This is a genomic window from Acinetobacter sp. YH01024, from assembly GCF_013420195.1.
GTDB classification, from domain to species: domain Bacteria; phylum Pseudomonadota; class Gammaproteobacteria; order Pseudomonadales; family Moraxellaceae; genus Acinetobacter; species Acinetobacter amyesii.
Window position 1 is genome coordinate 1 of record NZ_VOYQ01000041.1, and the last position, 21,752, is coordinate 21,752.

Annotated in this window: 23 protein-coding genes and 3 pseudogenes; 19 read left to right on the forward strand and 7 right to left on the reverse strand. The window is 39.4% G+C overall.

All coding sequences use genetic code 11. The features are described 5' to 3' along the window. From FTT88_RS13835 to FTT88_RS13850, 4 genes and pseudogenes are all read left to right on the forward strand, one after another. Positions 1–129: pseudogene (locus FTT88_RS13835) on the forward strand (IS1 family transposase); the annotation flags it as partial. Between the two features lie 388 nt (positions 130–517). Further along, a complete protein-coding gene (locus FTT88_RS13840) occupies positions 518–2,005 on the forward strand; it encodes a SulP family inorganic anion transporter (protein ID WP_005146104.1) in 1,488 nt (495 codons plus the stop codon). A gap of 12 nt (positions 2,006–2,017) precedes the next feature. Continuing rightward, the gene (locus tag FTT88_RS13845; RefSeq protein WP_002115246.1) at positions 2,018–2,869 is read left to right on the forward strand and encodes a universal stress protein; all 852 of its coding nucleotides are present in this window, start codon (positions 2,018–2,020) and stop codon (positions 2,867–2,869) included. A 448-nt stretch (positions 2,870–3,317) separates the two neighbouring features. Continuing rightward, the gene (locus FTT88_RS13850) at positions 3,318–3,884 is read left to right on the forward strand and encodes a recombinase family protein (RefSeq protein WP_180174041.1); all 567 of its coding nucleotides are present in this window, start codon (positions 3,318–3,320) and stop codon (positions 3,882–3,884) included. A gap of 217 nt (positions 3,885–4,101) precedes the next feature. On the opposite strand, the gene FTT88_RS13855 is transcribed toward FTT88_RS13850, so the two are convergent. Next, entirely contained in the window at positions 4,102–4,461 is a 360-nt protein-coding gene (locus tag FTT88_RS13855; RefSeq protein ID WP_227554280.1) for a DUF4829 domain-containing protein, read from the reverse strand. Between the two features lie 623 nt (positions 4,462–5,084). Further along, positions 5,085–5,453: a hypothetical protein gene (locus tag FTT88_RS13860; protein ID WP_180174026.1), complete on the reverse strand. Its 369-nt coding sequence runs from the start codon at positions 5,451–5,453 to the stop codon at positions 5,085–5,087. A 55-nt stretch (positions 5,454–5,508) separates the two neighbouring features. On the opposite strand from FTT88_RS13860, the gene FTT88_RS13865 reads away from it, so the two are divergent. Beyond that, positions 5,509–6,090 carry a tetratricopeptide repeat protein gene (locus tag FTT88_RS13865; RefSeq protein WP_180174027.1) on the forward strand — a complete coding sequence of 194 codons (582 nt, stop codon included), beginning with the start codon at positions 5,509–5,511 and terminating at the stop codon, positions 6,088–6,090. 111 nt (positions 6,091–6,201) lie between these two features. Here FTT88_RS13865 and FTT88_RS13870 read toward each other — a convergent pair whose 3' ends face one another. Beyond that, positions 6,202–6,522, reverse strand: coding sequence for an HNH endonuclease (locus tag FTT88_RS13870; RefSeq protein ID WP_180174028.1), 321 nt, complete (start codon positions 6,520–6,522; stop codon positions 6,202–6,204). A 151-nt stretch (positions 6,523–6,673) separates the two neighbouring features. Between FTT88_RS13870 and FTT88_RS13875 the strand changes: the two genes are divergently transcribed. The 4 genes from FTT88_RS13875 (at position 6,674) to FTT88_RS13890 (ending at position 8,325) form a co-directional block, all read left to right on the forward strand. Beyond that, positions 6,674–7,276: a recombinase family protein gene (locus tag FTT88_RS13875; protein WP_180174029.1), complete on the forward strand. Its 603-nt coding sequence runs from the start codon at positions 6,674–6,676 to the stop codon at positions 7,274–7,276. 74 nt (positions 7,277–7,350) lie between these two features. Then, positions 7,351–7,797, forward strand: coding sequence for a hypothetical protein (locus FTT88_RS13880; protein ID WP_180174030.1), 447 nt, complete (start codon positions 7,351–7,353; stop codon positions 7,795–7,797). Between the two features lie 2 nt (positions 7,798–7,799). Next, the gene (locus FTT88_RS13885) at positions 7,800–8,048 is read left to right on the forward strand and encodes a type II toxin-antitoxin system Phd/YefM family antitoxin (protein WP_104488392.1); all 249 of its coding nucleotides are present in this window, start codon (positions 7,800–7,802) and stop codon (positions 8,046–8,048) included. Continuing rightward, positions 8,038–8,325: a type II toxin-antitoxin system RelE/ParE family toxin gene (locus tag FTT88_RS13890; protein ID WP_180174031.1), complete on the forward strand. Its 288-nt coding sequence runs from the start codon at positions 8,038–8,040 to the stop codon at positions 8,323–8,325. Before FTT88_RS13885 ends, FTT88_RS13890 begins: the two co-directional genes overlap by 11 nt. Positions 8,326–8,463: 138 nt before the next feature. Here FTT88_RS13890 and FTT88_RS13895 read toward each other — a convergent pair whose 3' ends face one another. Beyond that, on the reverse strand, positions 8,464–9,759 hold the full coding sequence (locus tag FTT88_RS13895) for a Y-family DNA polymerase (RefSeq protein WP_180174032.1): 1,296 nt from the start codon (positions 9,757–9,759) through the stop codon (positions 8,464–8,466). 30 nt (positions 9,760–9,789) lie between these two features. Beyond that, positions 9,790–10,371, reverse strand: coding sequence for a LexA family transcriptional regulator (locus FTT88_RS13900; protein ID WP_180174033.1), 582 nt, complete (start codon positions 10,369–10,371; stop codon positions 9,790–9,792). 311 nt (positions 10,372–10,682) lie between these two features. On the opposite strand from FTT88_RS13900, the gene FTT88_RS13905 reads away from it, so the two are divergent. The 8 genes from FTT88_RS13905 (at position 10,683) to FTT88_RS13940 (ending at position 20,210) form a co-directional block, all read left to right on the forward strand. Beyond that, positions 10,683–10,889, forward strand: a complete 207-nt coding sequence (locus tag FTT88_RS13905; protein ID WP_180174034.1) for a hypothetical protein — start codon at positions 10,683–10,685, stop codon at positions 10,887–10,889. Positions 10,890–11,827: 938 nt separating this feature from the next. Further along, on the forward strand, positions 11,828–12,448 hold the full coding sequence (locus FTT88_RS13910) for a hypothetical protein (protein WP_180174035.1): 621 nt from the start codon (positions 11,828–11,830) through the stop codon (positions 12,446–12,448). 88 nt (positions 12,449–12,536) lie between these two features. Continuing rightward, on the forward strand, positions 12,537–14,084 hold the full coding sequence (locus FTT88_RS13915) for a class I SAM-dependent DNA methyltransferase (RefSeq protein ID WP_180174036.1): 1,548 nt from the start codon (positions 12,537–12,539) through the stop codon (positions 14,082–14,084). Continuing rightward, positions 14,081–15,226, forward strand: coding sequence for a restriction endonuclease subunit S (locus tag FTT88_RS13920; protein WP_180174037.1), 1,146 nt, complete (start codon positions 14,081–14,083; stop codon positions 15,224–15,226). Before FTT88_RS13915 ends, FTT88_RS13920 begins: the two co-directional genes overlap by 4 nt. A 55-nt stretch (positions 15,227–15,281) precedes the next feature. Beyond that, positions 15,282–15,821 (forward strand): DUF2939 domain-containing protein, encoded by a 540-nt coding sequence (locus FTT88_RS13925; RefSeq protein WP_180174038.1) that lies wholly within the window; start codon positions 15,282–15,284, stop codon positions 15,819–15,821. A 38-nt stretch (positions 15,822–15,859) separates the two neighbouring features. Further along, positions 15,860–16,324 carry a hypothetical protein gene (locus FTT88_RS13930; protein WP_257233086.1) on the forward strand — a complete coding sequence of 155 codons (465 nt, stop codon included), beginning with the start codon at positions 15,860–15,862 and terminating at the stop codon, positions 16,322–16,324. Positions 16,325–16,396: 72 nt separating this feature from the next. Continuing rightward, positions 16,397–16,939, forward strand: a complete 543-nt coding sequence (locus tag FTT88_RS17145) for a hypothetical protein (RefSeq protein ID WP_218955739.1) — start codon at positions 16,397–16,399, stop codon at positions 16,937–16,939. Positions 16,940–16,964: 25 nt separating this feature from the next. Further along, positions 16,965–20,210, forward strand: a complete 3,246-nt coding sequence (locus FTT88_RS13940) for a type I restriction endonuclease subunit R (protein ID WP_180174040.1) — start codon at positions 16,965–16,967, stop codon at positions 20,208–20,210. A 44-nt stretch (positions 20,211–20,254) separates the two neighbouring features. On the opposite strand, the pseudogene FTT88_RS17150 reads toward FTT88_RS13940, so the two are convergent. Together FTT88_RS17150 and FTT88_RS13945 are read right to left on the reverse strand one after the other, a co-directional pair. Then, positions 20,255–20,389, reverse strand: a pseudogene (locus FTT88_RS17150) (IS5/IS1182 family transposase); the annotation flags it as partial. 189 nt (positions 20,390–20,578) lie between these two features. Further along, a complete protein-coding gene (locus FTT88_RS13945) occupies positions 20,579–20,803 on the reverse strand; it encodes an XRE family transcriptional regulator (protein WP_168419460.1) in 225 nt (74 codons plus the stop codon). 149 nt (positions 20,804–20,952) lie between these two features. Between FTT88_RS13945 and FTT88_RS13950 the strand changes: the two genes are divergently transcribed. Both FTT88_RS13950 and FTT88_RS17155 read left to right on the forward strand, forming a co-directional pair. Next, a complete protein-coding gene (locus FTT88_RS13950; RefSeq protein ID WP_034171689.1) occupies positions 20,953–21,198 on the forward strand; it encodes a hypothetical protein in 246 nt (81 codons plus the stop codon). Positions 21,199–21,305: 107 nt separating this feature from the next. Next, positions 21,306–21,410: pseudogene (locus FTT88_RS17155) on the forward strand (IS6 family transposase); the annotation flags it as partial. Positions 21,411–21,752 lie beyond the last annotated feature (342 nt).

The following is a 21,752-nucleotide window of genomic DNA, read 5'->3' on the forward strand; positions in this document are numbered from 1 at the left end:
AAAGTTTTACGTACTTTAACTGAATCAACCTATGAAATTCAGCCTCAGCAAAGTCATTATGAATCTCTCGAAGTAGATGAGTTCTGGAATTTTGTTGGAAATAAAAAGAATAAACAATGGCTTATTTTTGTTCAAAAGTCATATTTTACCTCGGAGAAACCGGACATTTTTATTGGTGAGAATATAGACACTTTAAATGGGTTCTAACACTCTCGTTTCGTATAACAGCCATTATGTTAAATGGACATAAATCAATTCTAAAATTATCTATGATCATTCTTACTTTTACTTCAGTACTGCGGTTAGGGTGGATAGAAAAGGGCCTAACTGCTATCATTGCCCCCGAAACCCTCCAAAATAGATATCTTTCTTAATATGACACTTACGCCACCATAAGTTTATTTATCTCTTAAAACAGTAAATAACTCATCACTGTCTAGTGATGTGGTGTAGTAGCTTGTGTGTCATATATCACATCACTAGCCTTTCCTAAAATTTAAAAAAATAGGCTATTTTCATGTTATCCACTATTCGAGAACAATGGTTCTCCAATATTCGCGGGGATGTTCTTGCGGGTATTGTTGTTGCTTTGGCTCTAATTCCTGAAGCAATTGCCTTTTCAATTATTGCAGGTGTCGACCCTAAGGTAGGGTTATATGCTTCATTCTGTATTGCCGTGGTGATTTCTTTCGTAGGCGGTCGTCCAGGGATGATTTCTGCTGCAACTGGTGCTATGGCTTTATTAATGGTCACACTGGTTAAAGAGCATGGTCTGCAATACTTATTAGCAGCCACAATTTTGACAGGATTTATTCAAATCCTAGCAGGCTATCTAAAATTAGGTGCATTGATGCGCTTTGTGTCAAAGTCGGTTGTGATTGGCTTTGTGAATGCCTTGGCTATTCTAATTTTTATGGCCCAATTGCCTGAACTCACCAATGTGACATGGCATGTCTATGCGATGACAATTGGTGGTTTAGCCATTATTTATCTATTCCCCTATATCCCAGTAATAGGCAAGCTTTTACCCTCTCCCCTCATCTGTATTGTACTCCTCACGCTCTTTGCCTTGTTCATTGGTTTAGATGTAAGAACCGTAGGTGATATGGGGCAATTACCAGATACTCTTCCAATTTTCTTGCTTCCTGATATTCCTTTAAATCTTGAAACTTTAGCTATTATTTTGCCTTATTCACTGGGATTAGCAGCCGTCGGTTTGCTTGAATCTATGATGACAGCAACGATTGTCGACGATTTAACAGATACCACCAGTGATAAAAACCGTGAGTGTAAAGGACAAGGCGTTGCCAATGTCGCTTCAGGCTTCTTAGGCGGAATGGCAGGCTGTGCCATGATCGGTCAATCAATTATTAATGTGAAATCTGGTGGTCGTACCCGTTTATCTACCTTTAGTGCGGGGGTCTTCCTGTTAATTATGGTGGTGTTTATCAGTGACTGGCTCAAAGTCATTCCAATGGCTGCACTGGTTGCCGTAATGATCATGGTTTCAATCGGAACATTTAACTGGGATTCACTGCGCAATATTCGCCAATATCCCTTCTCTAGCAATATCGTAATGATAGCGACAGTGGTTGTGGTTGTTGCCACACATAACCTGGCTTATGGCGTATTAGTCGGTGTTCTTCTTTCTGCATTATTTTTTGCTAACAAAATTGAACGCTACATGGCAATTCAGTCCGAATTTAATGAACCTGAAAGTACCCGTACTTATACGGTGACGGGTCAAGTGTTCTTCAGCTCGGCAGATAAATTTACGTCTGCATTTGATTTCAAAGAAGCACTTTCAAAAGTTGTGATTGATGTTAGTCAGGCTCACTTTTGGGATGTGTCTGCGGTCGCTGCCGTAGATAAAGTGGTCATTAAGTTTAGACGTGAAGGAACAGAAGTCGAACTGATTGGAATGAATGAAGCCAGTAAAACGTTAGTCGATAAGTTTGGTATCCATGATAAGCCAGATGCTTTAGATCGCTTAAATAGCCACTAAGAGGGATGAATTATGTCAAAAATTATTGCATGTATTGATGGATCATTAGCAACAAATACCGTTTGTGATTATGCAGCTTGGTTTAGCGATAAATTGAATTCACCTCTTCAGTTATTGCATGTCATTGATAAGCCAAAAGCGAAAGCACCACAAGATTTAAGTGGTGCAATTGGTCTAGGAAGTCGAGAAACCTTGCTAAACGAGTTGGTTGAACTGGAAGAACGTAAGGGGAAAATTGAGCTAGAGCATGGCCAAATTCTTCTTCGGGAAGCAAAAAACTATCTATTGGAGAAGTTCTCTATTGATGCTCAAAGCTTTCAACGCCATGGCAGTCTTTTAGAAACAATCATGGGAATGGAAGAGGATATTCGAGTTCTTGTTATGGGTAAGCATGGAACTGAAACCGAGCACAATTCCAGTAAAGTTGGAACCCATATTGAAAATGTTGTTCGTGCTCTTCATAAACCCGTGTTAATCACATCCTCACCGTTTAGTCCACCTCAGTCATTTTTAATTGCTTTTGATGGAAGTCCTACTGCACGTATTTGTGTAGACAAAATTGCAAATAGCCCTTTATTAAAAACCCTGACAGCTCATGTGGTATATGTTGGTAAGCCAAATAGTGATATGACATCACAAGTCACTTGGGCAAAAGAGCTACTTGCAAATAATGGTTTTGATGTCATTGATAGTGTGCTTGAAGGTGATGTTGAGAAATCTATATTGGATTATCAAGAAAAAAACGTTATTGATATGATTGTGATTGGTGCATATGGTCATTCAAAGATACGCCAGTTTTTTATTGGTAGTACGACGACCAAATTGTTATCAAGTTCTACAAAACCAGTATTATTACTAAGATAATTTTTACAAGATAAAGGGATAGTTAAAAACTATCCCTTTTTTAGAATTTCTAAAATTAACATAATACACCTTATACGAAATGCTATTTTTTATTCCATATAAATCATAGCTTTATCGCATAGTAAAAAGCCCAACTCAGCTGAGTTGGGCTTTTTTAATGATTTTTCACGTTCCACGCCTACTATTTAATCAAGGTTTCACGAATTTGATTAGCCTCACTGCTTAATTGGAAGTCATGAACTAGTTACTTTTGAGCATTTCAAAAATAAAGTCAGACTATTTGTTCTTGAATATGTGTTATTAGACTATACCCTAAAGTTACAATCTGAAAGTTCATGAAATTATGTATCATTTAAATGATTTTTAATCATAAGTAACATGTAACTTTAGTGTTAAAGAATTATAATTTACGAAATTGTTCATTTTTATCCAATTGGGGCGTGAAAAAGTGAAAGGCCAAAAAGTAGGGTATGTCCGGGTAAGTTCTGTCGAGCAAAACACTGGACGTCAACTTGAAGGAATTGAGGTCGACCGGATTTTTGTTGACCGTGCTTCAGGTAAAAATACTGACCGACCTAAATTTCAGGAAATGTTGAACTATGTCCGGGAAGGGGACAGGGTGATTGTACATTCAATGGATCGTTTTGCGCGAAGCCTAAAAGATTTGGTCACTGAAGTAGATAAACTGGTCAAACGAGGGATCGCCATCCAGTTTGTAAAAGAAAATATTACTTTTACAGCCGAATCCACCCCGATGGATAATTTGATGCTTCAAATGATGGGTGCTTTTGCACAGTTCGAACGTGAGATCATTTTAGAGCGGCAAAAGGAAGGAATAAAACTCGCCTCTGCTCAGGGGAAGTACAAAGGTCGGGTGTATAAACTAAAGCCTGACCAAGCTGAAGCTTTACGACAAGCATGGAAGGAGGGGACGTATCCATCGAAAATGGCATTAGGGAAAGCTTTTGGGATTAGTCGTCAGGCGGTATACCGATATTTACAAGTTAGTGAATAGCTTATTGGGATTAGCAACTAAATTTAGTTTAACTTATAAAAATCATGAAACACTGTTCGAATTTTAAGCGTGGAACGTGAAAAATCACAAAAAAAGCTCACCTTGGGGAAGGTGGGCTATCAACTAGAAACTACAGCATTGATTTCTAAGTGGAATTATAACACATTACGTATAAGGTGTATTATGTTAATTTTAGGGAAAATAAATAATTATTAGCTTAAGGCCCACTACCCAATCCTGTAATTAGCCAATCAGATTGAGGAGATTTTTTCACAAGAGTAATAAATAAAATATAGTCACCTACTGGACTGCCAGCATCATCTATATGCACGACTTTAACTTTTACCATCACTGAAATAATTTTATAAAATTCTTGATAATACTCAGGTCTACTTTCCGCTGAATCATCATTAATTCTTATTATTTCTAAAATTTTTGAGTCTTTGAAAGAAAGAAATCTTTCAGGACTTTTTAAGTCTTCATATAATTGCGCATCAGGCCAAACATATTTGATTGCTGATTTTCGATCATGTTTAGCAAGTGAATTTAAGAAAAGTATCGTTGTCTGTTTTGCCATTTCATTGTCATAATTCAATTTCTGTTTATATGAATTAAAGATCAGAATTAAACATAGACCTACAAGCAAAATTCCTACTTTTATAATTTTTGGGCGATTTACCATTCTTTTTGAAAACCCTTTCTAACTGCTAATGTTTAACCTTATCAATAAAGTCAGGCACTTATTTAACATAATGGGCATTATACGAAACGCATATAAAAATAGTTTTATATTTCAAAAAGTTATGCTATAAAAAAATTGGGACGCAAACCCGAAAATCCGACTTGGAAACAAGTCGGCTTTTTTATGAGCGGTTTTGATAGTTCTTGCCAATAAATTTGTTTAAAAAGTAGTCAATTTTGAGGTTTTTCAAATTTTATCAATGCCTCAATGTCCAAAATTATCCACATTTTTTGTGGATAAAATTTAGGCTATTTTGTACGCCTGGGCTTACGTAAATTCTGGTTCTTTACGGCTGTCCAGGATAGGTGAATTTTCCTATGATGAAGTCATAGAGAACAGGATGTTCCAGAACAGAAAACAACAATAATAAGTTTACACACCAGGATCGTGAGGTACGACAGGAGTCATACCTAGCAACCCAATACGAAAAACCCCGGCAGGATGCCGGGGTTTTTTATTTAGTTATTAAACATATATTGGTAGCAAGAAGTTTCTGTTGCTCCTAAGTCTTTAAATTCTTCATCTAGGAGATAGTTAAGCTCTTTAGATTTCTGTAAATAAAAAGCTGAATTCTCTAAGTTGGGATATTTAATAGAGTTATACATAACGTCATTTACAGCTTCCTGAGATCTACAAAGCTTTTCTATTAAAATATTATGATTTTCTTGTGTTTTTTTTAAATGAAGGTATTCATTAAAAAACTTTAAAGATCTTGCATTATGTTGGAGGATTAATTGATCTATCTCTTTATTAGAAGGCGTTTGAGCATTTATCGTATTAGAAATAACGAATAAGAAGATAGAGAAGAAAAATTTTGTTGATTTCATTATTCAGCCGTGTAAGAGTTTTTTTTGATATTTTACGATAAATTGAATAATACATATGCCTAAATTTCTAAAAAACTTTCTATTAAGCACAATATTATTTTTTCTACTTATAGTATCAAATGTCTATGCGAATACGGTAAGAGAGACTCTTGTTTTAGCGAATATGGGAGATGTTAATGCACAGCTAAAATTGGGTCAAATGTACTGGTATGGTAAGGAAGTTGCTGAAAGTAATGAAGAGGCACTTTATTGGTATAAAGAAGCCGCAAAACGAGGTAGTACGGAGGCTTTACGGAAGATCGGCTCAATATATTCAATTAGCTTTAATGATAATAATTTAGCAATATATTGGTATGACAAGGCTGCTAAAAAAGGTGATTCGGAAGCTATGAATCAACTCGGAATGATCTACAGCAATGGAGAAAATGGAGTTAAAAAGGATAAAAACCTAGCTATGAAATGGTTTAGAAAATCTTATGAAGCAGGTGATAATACTGCACCAAGTAATATTGGATATGCATATTTTCATGGTGATGGTGTAGAACGAGACTACAATAAAGCCTTATTTTGGTATAAAGAAGCAGCTAAGAGAGGTAATAACTTGGCTCAGCAAATCTTAGACGAAAAATTTAACTAAGTTTAGTAATTAAAAGACTCTTCAAAAAAAGGATATTTTTACTTTGAAGAAACCGGACATTTCTATTTTGGGCTTACACCAAAGCATGGCTTTCAGTCATGCTTTTCTTTATCAAAGAAGTATAGGTGAGTTTTTAAGGTTTAATGCTGATTTAACAACATCGGCAATAGTTTCAGAGGTAATGCCTCTCTTTTTAGCATTATTAGAATTAAGCCAAGTTACTAAATCTTTGTTTCCTTTTGAAGCATTACAACCTACACAACATAAGGCAATATTATCTAAAGTTGTAATCCTGATGTCGTTTACGATATGCTCCCAGGACTTCTTTTTAGCTCGTTCAGAACCAAACTCACAGCCACAATAAACGCAACGCTGATCACGTTCTAAAACCAAATCTTCAATGTCTTTAGGTATTCCCCATGCGTTAGGCATGATCAAAATTCTCCATTCTCATTAAATGTATCATTGCACTATACCTGAACGATAAAGATGCAAGTAGCACTTAGTTGCTATCATTAGACTTACTTTAGTTATTAAATGATAGTATTATCAAAGTACTTACTAAACTAAGTCTAAAATACAAATGATTGCACGCATTTACCTGAGAGCTTCTACAAAAGATCAAGATGCACATAGAGCACAACAACTTCTACATGACCTAAGCCAGTCACTTAACTTAGGTGAAACCATTGTCTATGTAGAGAACTACACTGGCACCAAGCTAGAACGTCCTGAGTTGAACAAGTTACTTGAAGAAGCAAACCATGGGGATACATTACTGGTTGAGAGTGTGGACCGACTTTCACGCTTAAGCCAAGCTGATTTTCAAGTGCTGAAGCGTCGAATCCAAGAGAAGGGACTTCGCTTAGTCGTTGCAGATCTTCCGACTACTCATCAACTCATTCAAACCAATGACAGCATCACAAGCTCAATCCTAGATCTCATCAACAATATGCTGATTGATCTGTTGGCTACGATGGCTCGACTAGACAACGAGAAGCGTATTGAACGTATTAAGCAGGGGTTAGAGCGTTCAGGCTACAAACCAAAAGGTAAAGCTCCAAACCAAGCTAAGCACAAACGAATCAAAGAGTTACTGGCATTGGGCAGTATGACCAAAGAGGAAATAGCGAAAGCTGTTGGCTGTGGTATAGCTACCGTCTATCGAGTAGCTAAGTCTAATTGATCAAGTGCATTCAAAAGCACCTTTAAAGGTGCTTTTATGCGTGCTATAGTTACTCTACTGAATAGGAGTTTCCTATGGATTGTGATGCTATTTGCACTGAAACTGAAGAATCTCGTTTACAACGAGAGGATAAAGTTCGTATGCAGGAAATCAGACGTTTATTCGATTTGATGGATGAAAGAGAACAGCAGCAGAAAGAAAGAGATAACGAACTTCAGGAAGCTTTAGAGGTACTTTCTTGGGACCATGTCGCGTCTGCAATAGAAAGATGCTTTGCTTACATAAGACCTTGCATAGCATCAGAACCAAAGCCTCGAGTAGACTACATTGAACTACATCGTCAATGGCTAAAAGCTTTTCGTTCAGCAATCAAATACCTTGGCAAGATGTTGCTAGTTACAGACGCATCATTGTTGATCAAACTGAGAACGACGGGGTCTAGGTATACCGAGATTAGCTATCCCAACCTACTTGTTGTTATTCAACCTAAGCTCCAAACACTAAATTCTATAGAGGCTTAACCATGACTCAACTAATCCATGCACGAATGACTGCAAGTATTACTGAACTCAAGAAGAGTCCGATGGATACAGTGTTGGCAGGTAAAGGTGAACCTGTTGCAATCCTTAATCGTAATACACCTGCGTTTTACTGTGTTCCTGCTGATGTCTATGAAACCATGATGGAACAGCTAGAAGACATTGAACTCAACAAAATTGCAGATGCTCGTGCGAATCAAAAACGCATTCGAGTAAATATTGATGACCTATAAGTTAGACTTTCTAGAAGAAGCATTAGAGGAATGGAATAAACTTAATCCAAGTATTAAGCAGCCATTGAAGAAGAAACTGCTCAAGATTTTGGAGAATCCACGGATTCCAAAGAATAAGCTGTCAGGACATCCTGACCGATACAAAATCAAGCTTCGTAGTATTGGCTATCGTTTGGTTTATGAAGTGATTGATGATGAGATTGTTGTTCTAGTCATTGCTGTTGGTAGACGTGAAAACAATGCAGTTTATGATAATGCGAACTCTAGGCACTCTTAGATGACCTATTACTCATAAACAACTCGTAGCAATAATAGTCTTTGTCGATGATTGTAATTTAGTTGCTAATTGCAACTAAATTACAACTTAATTAGATTCACTTTAAAACTAAAATGAAACTGTTGATTTGACTGATTACTACTTCACAGTAAGTAACTGATCCCACTTAAAGTAATTCTGTGTCAGTCGATCTCTAGACATGGTCCATGTCCTGTTCGGCATCATGCTGGCACCTAATGCAAGCTTACTTTTGCCAAATTTACTATGAATGTTTTCCATTGAATCCATCAGTGCATCACTGACTTCGATGTGCTTCATGTCTGTGAACATGTCATATACATGGTTTGCTTTAGGCTCTAAGCAAGTGAGGATCACACCGCATTTCTTGAAAGCAACATCTTTTGCATACAATCCATCTACCATTGCTGTAACAAGCTTAGATATGACCATGAGGTTGTCTGTAGGTTCAGGTAAAGCCAAGGAAAGAGACTTATTATAGAAAGGCTTTGAGCTGTCAAAGGGATTTGATTGAGCGAAACCAATCAGACAACCACATAGCAATTTGTCCTTTCGCAATCTACTCACAGCATCCATAACGTATAACGACATGGCTTCTTTGAGATCATCAATATTGTAAATGCGTTGACCGAAGGACCGACTCGCTACGATCTGCTTTCTAGCAGGTGAAGTATGTTCAAGCTCAATGCAGGCAACACCATGTAATTCCAATAAGGTTCGGTGCATCACGATTGAGAACTGGTCGCGGATCATTAGAGGGGAAGCCAAGACAAAATCCATCACTGAATGAATCCCCATACTGTTGAGCTTCTTCGTATGCTTTCGACCAATACCCCATACTTCACTTACATCAATGCGGCTGTAAAGAGCTTCAGTAGAGCAAGGGTCCATTGAAACCAGATTACATACACCATTAAGGTAAGCATTCTTCTTAGCAATATGGTTGGCTATCTTGGCTTCTGTTTTGGAGCGGCCTATACCAATGCAAGCGGGTAAACCAAGCCATTTAAGTAAGCGCTGTAGAATTTGTAAGGCATACTCTGTGAGGTCGTGGTTTGCAGCATAAGCTGTGAGATCGAGAAAGCATTCATCAATGGAGTAGATCTCTTGTTCTTGTGGCGTAACAAAATCAGAGAGTATCTTCATAAACCTGCGCGACATCTCTGCATAAAGTGCATAGTTGCTTGATAGCACTACGACTTGGTGCTTCTCTACGATGTCCTTAATTTGAAAGAGTGGGACACCCATTTTGATGCCTAAATCTTTAGCTTCTTGAGAACGTGCAACAGCACAACCATCATTGTTTGATAAGACAATAACAGGTCTTCCATTCAAGCTAGGTCTAAAGACTCTTTCACAACTGACATAGCAGTTATTGATGTCTACTAAAGCATAGATTCGATGTTTACGATTCATGTGATGAAACCAAAATGAAAAGGTTCTGTATTACTTATGCTTTTTGAATGACTTTAATACGAAGGTAACAACTCCCCACACAACTACTTCCTGCCCATCATGAAAATGGATGTTTGGATAATCTGGATTTTCAGCTTTAAGCCAACGGTTTTTGCCTTCTTCGATCATTAGCCGTTTGACAGTAAATTCATTATCAATCCATACGACTACGATGTCTTCGTGTTTGGCTTCTAAGCTACGATCAACTACAAGTTCATCATTAATGTCGATGCCAGCACCTAGCATTGATTGCGAGGAAACAGTTACGACGAATGTTGCTGCCTCATTTTTGATGAGGTGCTCATTCATATCGAGCGTTTGTTCAATATAGTCTTGAGCAGGGGAAGGAAAGCCAGCAGAAACTTTTTCAGAAGCCAAAGGAATATGCATGGCAGTACTTGGATTCACCAAAGTAATGGATGCGATATCATTGAATTTTGTCTTGGTTGAACCTGCCAAGTAGTTCTTGATCTCAATCACCCGAGACTCAGGTACACGAACGACCTTTGTGGGTTCATCGTATAAAGACTTTCTTCCTGCACCTTCTCTATTTCCACCCCTTTGTCCAACCATCAACGTAATCTCCCCTTAATTTGAATTTGTAACATTTTCAAATGTTATGAGATAGCTATCCGCTAAGGCAATGAAATTACGATGAATGGTTTAAATGAATTATCAAATGATGCTCCATTGATCAGACCTCTACGATGTCAAAGTAGCGCTCTGTATTGAGGACTTTACACATGAATAGGTATATCACCACTCCGCTGTCGCTCGTGGATCATACCTATTCATGTGTAAACCAAAAGTAATTGTAATGCCGCCCTCCTGGGCGGTTTTGCGGAATAACCCATTAACTCAACACCAAATCAAAGGAAACCAATATGAAAGTTACGCCTACCCATGTCAGCTTAAGCCAAGATGAAATTTGCGATGCGATTATGATGTACCTTAATGAATCAGGTATTCATACATCTAACCGAATTGACATCATAGGTATTCTACCGAGAGCCATAACTGTCTCGCTTATACGTGATGACAGTGTGTATTTACAGCGTCCATTGGACCTAACGGTAGCTCAAAAGTTTTGAGAAAATTGCTCACATTAGTATGAAGGCAGGGTTCTTACATACTGAACACCCATGGGGGGAAGTACCCCCCCGGGGTACACCTCAGAAAAAGGATTCTTACCCAACACAAAACACATCAACACAATTTGGACAGTCTGTTTAAGTAGATCCTCAAAGATCTATATCATGACTGTCACATTGACCACACTATGTCACGCCTATGGATTGAGATGATCAAGCCAATGATCTCAGAGCCAAGTACAGCACAGCCTTGAACCTGTCCCACAAGACTTTGGAATCAACGGCAAACCTATGGTCTAAGTTGCACCAATGCAGTGAAAATGACTAACTCAACCTATGCCTTAACACAGCATCGTACAAACAATTATGGTGCTGGTTGAAGATTATACAAATAAAGAATAAGTGACTGATTTTTATACATTTAATTCATTTTGTGATAGACAAGACTCTTGACAGAATGTATTCTCATTTTAGAGATGATACTCTGTATTAGTATAAGTAACATACAGCTAACGCTGTATGTTACTTATACTAATACTCTACTAACTATATCGCCCTTCTTCCCACCTTACCTTCCTCATTTACCTGCCAAGCCATCCCATAATTCACCGCAAAGATAGGTTGATATACAACACGAGCTTTCATCATTAAATGTAGTCATCCCATGAAAACAAAACACTCCGCAAAGATAGGTTGATAATGTTTTGATTGTCTAACGCATGAGCATCAAAATATGGAGCAAGGACATGAGACAGCCTATGCTATATGTTTGTTTACATTATTGATTGTGATTGCTAATGCCTACCTTTACCGACCTAAGGAATTTCGGGATTAAGTTAGTGGAGAAAGCCAATGAATGGCATATCCCATTTCAGCTACTACAATTCTCCGCAGAGATAGGTTGTTTTGTCCAAGTGCATCAATTCCATAGAATGAACATGCAAACCAAGTATGTGATGCTATTTCATGGCGATGCTTTTGAAGATATGCAAGTACCCATCAATGCTTTTTCCCCACTAGGACAATACAGTCTCAAAAAGAATGAAGATTCAAGACAGAAGCACACATGGTATGGGCGAGACGTATATCAGAACGTTAGCTCATTCACCCTATATCAAGAGAAGGCTAGTAGCCCACCAACATATGATGTTATTCAGTTAGAGAAGGAAGCCCTTAAACTCATTGAAGCCCAGAAGAAGGCATTCCTTGATCAAGATGATCTTGATGAATCTACTTTAGAACAAGAAATAGCAGTAATCAAAGACCACTTAGCACAAGCCTACGATTATTTGACAGCAGTAGAAGGAAGAACGCTCTGCATAAAGAGAAGCAGTGGCGTGGCCCATAAGATTAAGCTAAAACCTAATACTGGATCGGAGAAAATAAGCTTCAGCAACATACTCATCTTATTTGGTAACGACAGTAAATTTCCTGTCCGAGCTGAACCAAGTAAGAGTAAAGGTGGCGGTAATCCAAGTATCTCTGAGCAATACAAAACCAATCCTTCAAAATTCAAATACTACGATAAGTTCGGCATCTTTGAAGTCTACGACAAGTAATGTCATCTGCATGCTTACGCACGCACAGATAATTCGTTACTATTCCCCTTACTAAAACTAGATAAGTTATTCATTACAGGTTGATTTTATGGCTCGTGCTCCAAAGCAAACCAAACAAGAACCATTAGAGGTTGTACTGTGGAAGACAGCAGATAAGCTTCGTAAGAACATTGATGCTGCAGAGTACAAGCATGTAGTCCTTGGTTTGATCTTCTTGAAGTACATCTCTGATACCTTTGAAGCTCACTACAATCTTCTCGTACAAGGTGAGGGTGAATTTGAAGGAGCTGATCCAGAAGACCGTGATGAATACACTGCATACAACGTATTCTTTGTTCCTGAGAATGCACGTTGGTCATACCTCTTAAACCAAGCTAAGCAACCTACCATCGGTAAGATTGTCGATGATGCAATGGAAGCCATTGAGAATGACAACCCGCAGTTGAAGGGTGTACTTCCAAAAGTATATGCACGTCAGAATCTCGATCCTACGAGCCTAGGAGAGCTGATTGATCTGATTGGTAACATTGCATTAGGTGATGCGAAATCTCGCTCTGCCGACGTTCTAGGGCATGTATTCGAGTACTTCCTTGGTGAGTTTGCATTAGCTGAAGGTAAACAAGGTGGACAGTTCTATACACCTAAGTCTATCGTTGGCTTATTGGTTCAAATGCTTGAGCCATACAAAGGTCGTGTATTCGATCCATGCTGTGGTTCAGGTGGTATGTTCGTACAATCTGAGAAATTCGTAGAGTCTCATCAAGGCTTAGTCGATGACATCTCGATCTATGGACAAGAGAGTAACCAAACCACTTGGCGACTCGCGAAGATGAACTTAGCCATTCGTGGCATTAACTCAGAGCATGTGAAATGGAACTCAGAGGGTTCATTCCTCAACGATGCTCACAAAGACCTTAAAGCGGATTACATCATTGCTAACCCACCATTCAACGTCTCTGACTGGAGTGGCGAACAGCTAGTAGGTGATGCTCGTTGGTCATTGGGTACACCACCTGCAGGCAACGCTAACTTCGCATGGATGCAACACTTCTTGTATCACATGAGTCCTAAAGGTCAGGCAGGTGTAGTCCTTGCAAAAGGTGCATTAACCTCTAAGACAAGCGGTGAAGGTGAGATTCGTAAAGCCTTGGTTTCAGAAGCCAATGTCATTGATTGTATTGTGAACCTCCCTGCAAAGCTATTCCTGAATACACAGATTCCTGCTGCTTTATGGTTTATGAGACGTGATCGTGTTGGTTCAAGCCAATACAAAGATCGTAGTAATGAGATCCTATTCATTGATGCTCGTAACTTAGGTCATCTGATTAACCGCAGAACCAAAGTGTTGTCGGATGAAGACATCAAGCTGATTACTGACACTTACCACAATTGGAGAAACCAAGACGGTGAGTATGAAGATGTTGCAGGCTTCTGTGCCTCTGTACCACTCGAGAAAGTGGCTGAGCTTGATTATGTACTGACCCCAGGTCGTTATGTTGGTTTAGCTGATGATGAAGACGAGTTCGACTTCAAGGAACGCTTTACAAGCCTGAAGGCTGAATTTGAGGCACAGCTTGCAGAAGAATCAAAGCTCAATCAAGCCATTGCTGAGAACTTAGCTAAGGTGATTGTATGAGCGAATGGCAAGAGTTTCTTATAGAAGACTTAGCTGAATTTTGTAATGCTAAAAGGGTTCCTTTAAGTTCAATGCAAAGACAACAACTGCAAGGTTCCTACCCATATTATGGTGCATCAGGAATCGTTGATTACATCAATGATTACATTTTTGAGGGATCTCATATCTTGATCTCCGAAGATGGAGAAAACCTTAAATCACGCAATACACCTATTGCATTTGAAGCTTCTGGAAAATTTTGGGTCAATAACCATGCTCATATTCTGAAAGCTAAGGAACCGCATCTAACAAAGATTCTGATTCATTACTTTGCTCAATTGGATTTAACCCCTTATCTAACGGGAGCTGTTCAGCCTAAGCTGAACAAAGCAACTCTAAGCAAAATACCGCTATATTTACCTAGTTCAACTGCAGAACAAAAAGCCATAGCCTCAGTCCTTTCATCATTAGATGACAAGATTGACTTATTGCATCGTCAGAATAAGACCTTGGAAGCTATGGCTGAAACACTGTTTCGTCAATGGTTTATTGAGGAAGCGAAAGAGGATTGGGAGGATAAACAATTAGGTACTTTGCTAACAGTTAAAAGAGGAGGCTCACCTAGACCAATTCAGGATTACTTAAGTGATTCAGGTTATTGTTGGCTTAAGATCTCAGATGTGACGAGTTTGAACTCACCTTTTGTATTCAACATTAAGGAGCACATCAAAGAGGAAGGATTATCAAAGACTACTTTACTTCAAGCAGGTAAATTGGTTTTGAGTAATAGTGCAACACCAGCTATTCCAAAAATATTGATGGTCGATACCTGTATCCACGATGGTTGGTTACATTTTCCAGTCTCTACTTATTCAAATGAATACCTATATTTGTTATTCAATCACATCCGCCCTGAATTACTACAGCTAGGAAATGGCAGTATCTTCACTAACCTAAAGACAGATATTCTGAAGGAATATGTTGTTAAACATCCTGATGAAGCTAGTTTGTTAAAGTTTCAAACAGTTATTGAACCAATATTTACCAAACTACTTGAGAATGCAAAGCAAATACAAACACTAGAAAAACTACGAGACATGCTTCTACCAAAGCTCATGAGTGGTGAAGTGAGAGTCCAATACCAAACAGAAGAAGTTGCATAGTATTACGGTGAAGTCCTTTGATGGCTTCACCTTTTTTACATCCAAGGGGTAAACCATGAACAAGAAGCTGATAGGGGCTTTAATAGCAATCGTAGTCGTGATCTGTGGCTACCTGTATGCAACACCATACCTTGCACTCAATAACATCAAGAAAGCAGCACAAGCAGGTGATAGCGATACAGTGTCGAAGTATATCGACTATCCAAGCGTGCGACAGGGCTTCAAAGACCAAATGAATGCCATGATGATGAAAGAGATGGCAAACCAAAAAGATGATGGTTTTGCAGCACTAGGTGCAATGCTCGCATCTACAATGGTCGATAAGATGATTGATGGTTTGGTCACACCAGAAGGTATGACCTTGATGCTACAAGGTAAAGACTTAAAAGACTCAGCAGAGCAGTCAATGGGTGGTCAAGATTCATCAAACCAAGAAAAAGAAGAACCTAAGCCAGAATATGAAGCGGGCTACACGTCCCTAAATGACTTTGAGGTGGTCATTAAAGATCAGGATCAATCCAAAGAAGTCAAAGTGCTCATGGTTCGTGATGGCGTAAGTTGGAAGATTCACAAGATCGCTGTGCCGATGGATTAAGTAGAAGAGAATAAGAGGGAAACAGAATGATAAAGCGCATGACTCAAATGGGATTTGGCTTGATTGCTGTAGTTGGCTTTGCTGCCACTGTCCAAGCAGCACCAGCTAAATTCAATCATAGCGGTATACAAAAAGGTAAAGTCATAGAAACTTGTTATCACTCTCCTTGTTCAGTCGCCAAGTTTGTCTCTTACAAACAACTGAACAAGACAGCGACAGAATCCAAGATTCAAGTCACCTTGCTGGGCGGTAGTCGTGAGTGGGAAGCCAAGAAAATTGACTGGAACAGATCGCCACATAAAGTCACTGTGAATTGCTCATACAAACGACCAACAGTTCAGATTGGTTCACAAAAGACTCTGATTCCACTCAATGATGGTTTAGGTGTACCAGGTGTTCTAATGGTTGATGCTGAACTCTACCTCTATGCTTGTCATAAGTTTGAGGGATCTATTGAGAATGCAGTACAGAAGTATGGCTATAACGTAGAAAGTGATCTCTAAAAGTGAATTGATACCGTTCACAAAGGTGAGCGGTTCAAATTCGCAAAATTGTGAAATAACAAGGCATATAGCATGAAAAACCAAGTACTTGTTTTAGTGATGGCTTCGAGTCTTTTTTTAGGGGGGTGTGCTAAAAAAATTGAAGAGGCTCCTCCCTCATTTGAGGAAACTACATTAGCTGATGAAAGCGAGATTGAGTCAGAGGCAGATAATTACATTTATTCAGGTAATGAAAATTCCACGGATAGTGGGGCAGAAGAATATTTAGCAGAGGAGCAATCTTCTTCAGGAAATGTAAGCGATAGAAGTAATTGTACAGGTAGTGAAACTATGTATACCTGTGTTGACCCAAACAATGGAAATACTTATGAAATTACAAAGTATGGAAATACTACCGAGGTTCAAGGTAGTAGTTTGTCGGGTTCAACTTGGAGTCAAACAAGTGAGACAATTGGTAATACAACATATACGACCGGTTATGACAAAGATGGGAACGAGTGGAATCAGACAGGCGAAAAGATAGGTGATACTTACTATTACAATGGAACTGATAGTGATGGTAATGCATTTAGTGGGTCATGTGACTCATATTCAGGTTGCTCGAAGGATTATTAAAGATATTTAAGCTAGAGGGGGAATTATGACTAAGATGACCGAATCAGACATTGAGCTGATGGCGATAGAGCAACTAGAGGGGTTAGGCTATAGCTATGTGTATGGGCCTGATATTGAATCCAAGGGAAGCAACCCTCTACGAAGCTATAAGCAGGTCATCTTAGAAGCCAAGGTGCTAGAAGCATTACAACGTCTTAATCCTCATTTGAGCGAAGATAAATGTATTGAAGCGCTCAAGCAAATCACCAATCTCTCATCCCCTGATTTACTCACCAATAACCAAGCATTTCACCGTTTGCTGACTGAAGGTGTCAACATTGAAGTTAGCAAAGATGGTAACACTCAAGGTGAATATGCTTGGCTCATTGACTTCAATAATCCAAGCAATAACGAATTCCTTGTCGTAAACCAAGTCACCATACGAGAAGACCGTTGGGAAAGACGACCTGACATTATCCTCTATGTGAATGGTTTACCTTTAGTGGTTATTGAGCTCAAGAATGCAGCAGATGAGAATGCCACTGTAGAAGGCGCATACAAGCAGATACAGACCTACCAAAGCCAAATCCCAAGCCTATTTACCTACAATGCCTTCAACATCATCTCTGATGGTTTAGAGGCGAAAGCAGGGACAGTGTCAGCAGACCTGAGTCGTTACATGGCTTGGAAGACATCTAATGGTCAAACCAAAGCCAAGAAGACACAGGCACAGCTTGAAGTCTTACTACATGGTTTACTGAATCCAGTGACTTTACTGGACATGATTAGGCACTTCATTGTGTTTGAATCCAACAAACAAGAAGATGCGAACGGCTTAATCACGATTAAGACCATCAAGAAGATGGCTGCATATCATCAGTACTATGCAGTAAATGCAGCAGTGCTATCCACCATTCGTGCGTCTGCAATGTCCTCGGACTCGAAGTCAGCAGAACTTGCGATGCAACATCAAGGCAGAAGTAAGCTCGAACTTGTACAGCAACAAGCAGTAGGTGACAAGAAAGCAGGTGTAGTTTGGCATACCCAAGGCTCGGGTAAGTCTCTATCTATGGTTTTCTACACAGGTAAGATTGTCTTGGCTCTAGATAATCCAACTGTAGTAGTGATCACAGATCGTAATGACCTAGATGATCAATTGTTTGGAACCTTTGCAGCATCAAGCCAACTCCTTAGACAAACACCTAAGCAAGCGGATAACCGAGAAGAACTTAAAGAGTTACTCAAGGTGGGTTCAGGTGGTGTGATATTCACGACCATTCAAAAGTTCCAACCTGAGGATGGTGGCAGTGTTTACGAGCAGCTCTCAGATCGAACCAACATTGTTGTTATGGCTGACGAAGCACATCGTTCACAATATGGCTTCAATGCTAAAGAAGTCGATGTTAAAGATGATGATGGCAAGGTAGTCGGTAAGCGGACTGTCTATGGTTTTGCAAAGTACATGCGTGACGCTTTGCCTAATGCGACTTACCTTGGTTTCACAGGAACACCAATTGAGAAGACTGACGTCAACACGCCTGCAGTATTCGGTAACTATGTAGACATCTATGACATCTCTCAAGCTGTAGAAGATGGAGCAACAGTTCGGATCTTCTACGAAAGCCGACTGGCCAAAATCGCTATTAGTGATGAAGGTAAGGATCTCATTGAAGACTTCGACGAACAGTTCAGTGAAGACGACTTAAACCAAACCCAAAAAGAGCGTGCGAAGTGGGCAAGGGTTGAAGGGCTGATCGGTAGTAAAGAACGTATCAAGGCAATCGCTAAAGACATCGTAGAACACTTTGAACAACGTCTTGTTGCCAATGCAAACCAAGGTAAAGGCATGATTGTCAGCATGTCTCGTCGCATTGCTGTGGACCTCTACAACGAGATTGTAGCGATCAAACCAGAATGGCATAGTGATGACTTGCACGATGGTGTAATCAAGGTCGTGATGACCTCATCTGCTTCGGATGGCGAAGAAATTGCCAAGCACCATACAACCAAGCAGCAACGCCAAATCCTGGCTAATCGTATGAAGGACAACGATGACAAACTGAAGCTCGTCATTGTGCGTGATATGTGGCTGACTGGTTTCGATGCACCGAGTATGCATACGCTCTACATCGACAAACCAATGAAAGGTCATAACCTCATGCAAGCGATTGCACGAGTGAACCGTGTCTATAAGGACAAGATTGGTGGACTTGTTGTTGATTACCTTGGTATTGCATCTGATCTGAAAGAAGCCCTCTCATTCTATTCTGAAGCAGGTGGTAAAGGTGATCCTGCATTAGTACAGGATGAAGCTGCAACCATCCTGCAAGAGAAGCTCGAAGTCCTTGATGGCATTATGCATGGCTTCAATTACCAGGAATACTTCACAGCAGATACCTCTCGTAAGCTGAACATCATTCTTGAAGCTGAGGAACACATCCTCGGTGTGGACCAGGGTGAAGGTAAGACACGATTCCTCAATGCAGTATCAGCGATGTCACAGGCATTTGCATTAGCTGTACCTCATCCAAGTGCGATGGAAGCAGCGCCAGTGGTTGCATTCTTCCAGGCTGTGAAAGCACGACTGGCCAAGTTCAGTGATGGTTCAGGCAAAATCTCAGGACTGAGCAATGCTGAATTAGAAGCCAAGGTCAAACAGACCATTGACCAGGCGCTTGTGACTGAACAGGTGGTCGACATCTTTGATGCAGCAGGAATCCAGAAGCCAGACATCTCCATTCTCTCTGATGAGTTCATGCAGGAGATGAAAGGCTATAAGCACAAGAACATTGCACTAGAGACCCTCAAGAAGCTCTTAGGCGATGAGATCAAGATGCGAGAGCAGCGCAGTGTCACGCAAGGTAAAAAGCTCATGGAGATGCTGAGCTCTGCGATCAAGGGCTATCAGAACAAGGTACTGACTGCAGCCGAAGTGATTGATGAACTCATCAAGTTGGCTAAGGCAATCCAAGAGTCAGACAAAATGGCAGAGGAACTCAACCTGACTGAATATGAATATGCATTCTATTCAGCAGTTGCAGACAATGACAGTGCTAGAGAGTTGATGCAGAAAGAGATCCTGCGCGAACTCGCTGTTGTGCTGACTGAGTCTATTCGTAAGAATGTGACCTTGGATTGGACCATCAAAGAAGCTGCTAGAGCGAAGCTGAGAGTCATTGTGAAGCGCTTACTCAAGAAGTATGGCTACCCACCTGATATGGCTTTACTAGCGACAGAGACTGTACTTGAACAGGCAGAGCAATTGGCTGAAGAATTAGCAACGGCAGCTTAGTTGTCACCACTAAATTACAACTACAAGGGGGTCAATTTTACACTGCCGCTAACACCTTTTGATGGAGCATACCATTGCGTAGCAGGATCAAACCAAATGGCAATATTTCCGCGATGAATGAGTCTCAGTTATATGCGGGCCAATTAGTTGAGCGGTAGATTTTGTGTAGGCTTCTTCATTTGAAAATTATATCGCTGAAAAAGCCTTTACAGATAGGCTTGTGCAACAAAGCCCCCCTGGTTCTCAAAACTCGAAACTTTATTGAAAAGTTCTATCGAGGCATAAGTCCCTGAAACAAAAAATGCCTGAACTTCAGGCATTTTTTACGTCATCACTAACAGCTTAAAACAATCAAAAAAACTAAAGTCTTAGTCTTTTGAATACGACTTAATTTTTTCGAAAATAGGGTAAAAGTCTATACCCTCATCTTTCATGCTAGAAAGCAAATAAACCAGAACAGCAATATGAGTAGGTACTTTTCCGATCTTTTTATAGTTAGTTATGGAATTTGGGTTCATGTCCAATAATGTTGCAAATTCCTTAATTGAAAGACCTGCTTTCCCCATAAGTCTTTGAAATTCTTCGTACGGCATCGTGATAAATACAATCTGTTTGAATTAGAAGTATAACACAGACCATAGAATTACAAAAAACACATAAATTATGTGACAAACACATTTTTTATGTGTTATAAATATCTTATCAACTAATCTATTTATCATCTCTATAGGAGAAACATACTATGTACTCATACCCGGATTCAAACACTGAAAAGAAAATTGCTCTCATGATTATTAATGACTTTTTCATTCAAAAAGCCCATGAACTGTGGATTTTTTTACAACTCGATCAGTGCTTTAACGATTATGAAGCCACACTGATTTGGACTAGACGTTATTTAGAGAAGCATCCTGAGTGTGAGTACAGCGATATTCAAAAAGCTTTCCGTTCTTGTTTCCCTGAAAATTTCTTCAGCTTTGACTATTAATTGATGAATCATCTTTCCTCTTTTGTTGCAGTTGAAATTAGAGTAAACGCTATAAAAGAGGAAAAATGGCAGTGTTAAAAATAGGATTTCAGCTAAAGGTTCAATAGATGAATCACTTCCATAGTCGGCACCATCTTTGGGGCGAAATCATTCTTTGGGCTGTGCGCTGGTATTGTAAGTATGGCAGTACAGAAAGAGTTTTACATCGCATCACTCTCTTCAGGATTACATAATTTTATAAGTTACGTAAGTTATGCAACTTTATAATTTTATATTCCTGGAAGATTAATCCCGGGCAGTTCTTCTCATTAGATGGATCCTTCGTTTTCAGCACTGAACTTCCATATATGGACAAATCCCTGACAAGCATAACCAGGAAAGGTTTCCATCTCATCACTCTCTTCAGGATTACATAATTTCATAAGTTACGTAAGTTATGCAACTTTATAATTTTATATTCCTGGAAGATTAATCCCGGGCAGTTCTTCTCATTAGATGGATCCTTCGTTTTCAGCACTGAACTTCCATATATGGACAAATCCCTGACAAGCATA

Excerpts from the sequence above, each read along its gene's own strand:
- FTT88_RS13840 (WP_005146104.1), top strand. The coding sequence starts at position 518 with ATGTTATCCACTATTCGAGAACAATGGTTCTCCAATATTCGCGGGGAT.
- FTT88_RS13845 (WP_002115246.1), top strand. The coding sequence starts at position 2,018 with ATGTCAAAAATTATTGCATGTATTGATGGATCATTAGCAACAAATACC.
- FTT88_RS13855 (WP_227554280.1), bottom strand. The coding sequence starts at position 4,461 with ATGGCAAAACAGACAACGATACTTTTCTTAAATTCACTTGCTAAACAT.
- FTT88_RS13860 (WP_180174026.1), bottom strand. The coding sequence starts at position 5,453 with ATGAAATCAACAAAATTTTTCTTCTCTATCTTCTTATTCGTTATTTCT.
- FTT88_RS13865 (WP_180174027.1), top strand. The coding sequence starts at position 5,509 with ATGCCTAAATTTCTAAAAAACTTTCTATTAAGCACAATATTATTTTTT.
- FTT88_RS13870 (WP_180174028.1), bottom strand. The coding sequence starts at position 6,522 with ATGCCTAACGCATGGGGAATACCTAAAGACATTGAAGATTTGGTTTTA.
- FTT88_RS13875 (WP_180174029.1), top strand. The coding sequence starts at position 6,674 with ATGATTGCACGCATTTACCTGAGAGCTTCTACAAAAGATCAAGATGCA.
- FTT88_RS13880 (WP_180174030.1), top strand. The coding sequence starts at position 7,351 with ATGGATTGTGATGCTATTTGCACTGAAACTGAAGAATCTCGTTTACAA.
- FTT88_RS13885 (WP_104488392.1), top strand. The coding sequence starts at position 7,800 with ATGACTCAACTAATCCATGCACGAATGACTGCAAGTATTACTGAACTC.
- FTT88_RS13890 (WP_180174031.1), top strand. The coding sequence starts at position 8,038 with ATGACCTATAAGTTAGACTTTCTAGAAGAAGCATTAGAGGAATGGAAT.
- FTT88_RS13895 (WP_180174032.1), bottom strand. The coding sequence starts at position 9,759 with ATGAATCGTAAACATCGAATCTATGCTTTAGTAGACATCAATAACTGC.
- FTT88_RS13900 (WP_180174033.1), bottom strand. The coding sequence starts at position 10,371 with ATGGTTGGACAAAGGGGTGGAAATAGAGAAGGTGCAGGAAGAAAGTCT.
- FTT88_RS13905 (WP_180174034.1), top strand. The coding sequence starts at position 10,683 with ATGAAAGTTACGCCTACCCATGTCAGCTTAAGCCAAGATGAAATTTGC.
- FTT88_RS13910 (WP_180174035.1), top strand. The coding sequence starts at position 11,828 with ATGCAAACCAAGTATGTGATGCTATTTCATGGCGATGCTTTTGAAGAT.
- FTT88_RS13915 (WP_180174036.1), top strand. The coding sequence starts at position 12,537 with ATGGCTCGTGCTCCAAAGCAAACCAAACAAGAACCATTAGAGGTTGTA.
- FTT88_RS13920 (WP_180174037.1), top strand. The coding sequence starts at position 14,081 with ATGAGCGAATGGCAAGAGTTTCTTATAGAAGACTTAGCTGAATTTTGT.
- FTT88_RS13925 (WP_180174038.1), top strand. The coding sequence starts at position 15,282 with ATGAACAAGAAGCTGATAGGGGCTTTAATAGCAATCGTAGTCGTGATC.
- FTT88_RS13930 (WP_257233086.1), top strand. The coding sequence starts at position 15,860 with ATGACTCAAATGGGATTTGGCTTGATTGCTGTAGTTGGCTTTGCTGCC.
- FTT88_RS17145 (WP_218955739.1), top strand. The coding sequence starts at position 16,397 with ATGAAAAACCAAGTACTTGTTTTAGTGATGGCTTCGAGTCTTTTTTTA.
- FTT88_RS13940 (WP_180174040.1), top strand. The coding sequence starts at position 16,965 with ATGACTAAGATGACCGAATCAGACATTGAGCTGATGGCGATAGAGCAA.
- FTT88_RS13945 (WP_168419460.1), bottom strand. The coding sequence starts at position 20,803 with ATGCCGTACGAAGAATTTCAAAGACTTATGGGGAAAGCAGGTCTTTCA.
- FTT88_RS13950 (WP_034171689.1), top strand. The coding sequence starts at position 20,953 with ATGTACTCATACCCGGATTCAAACACTGAAAAGAAAATTGCTCTCATG.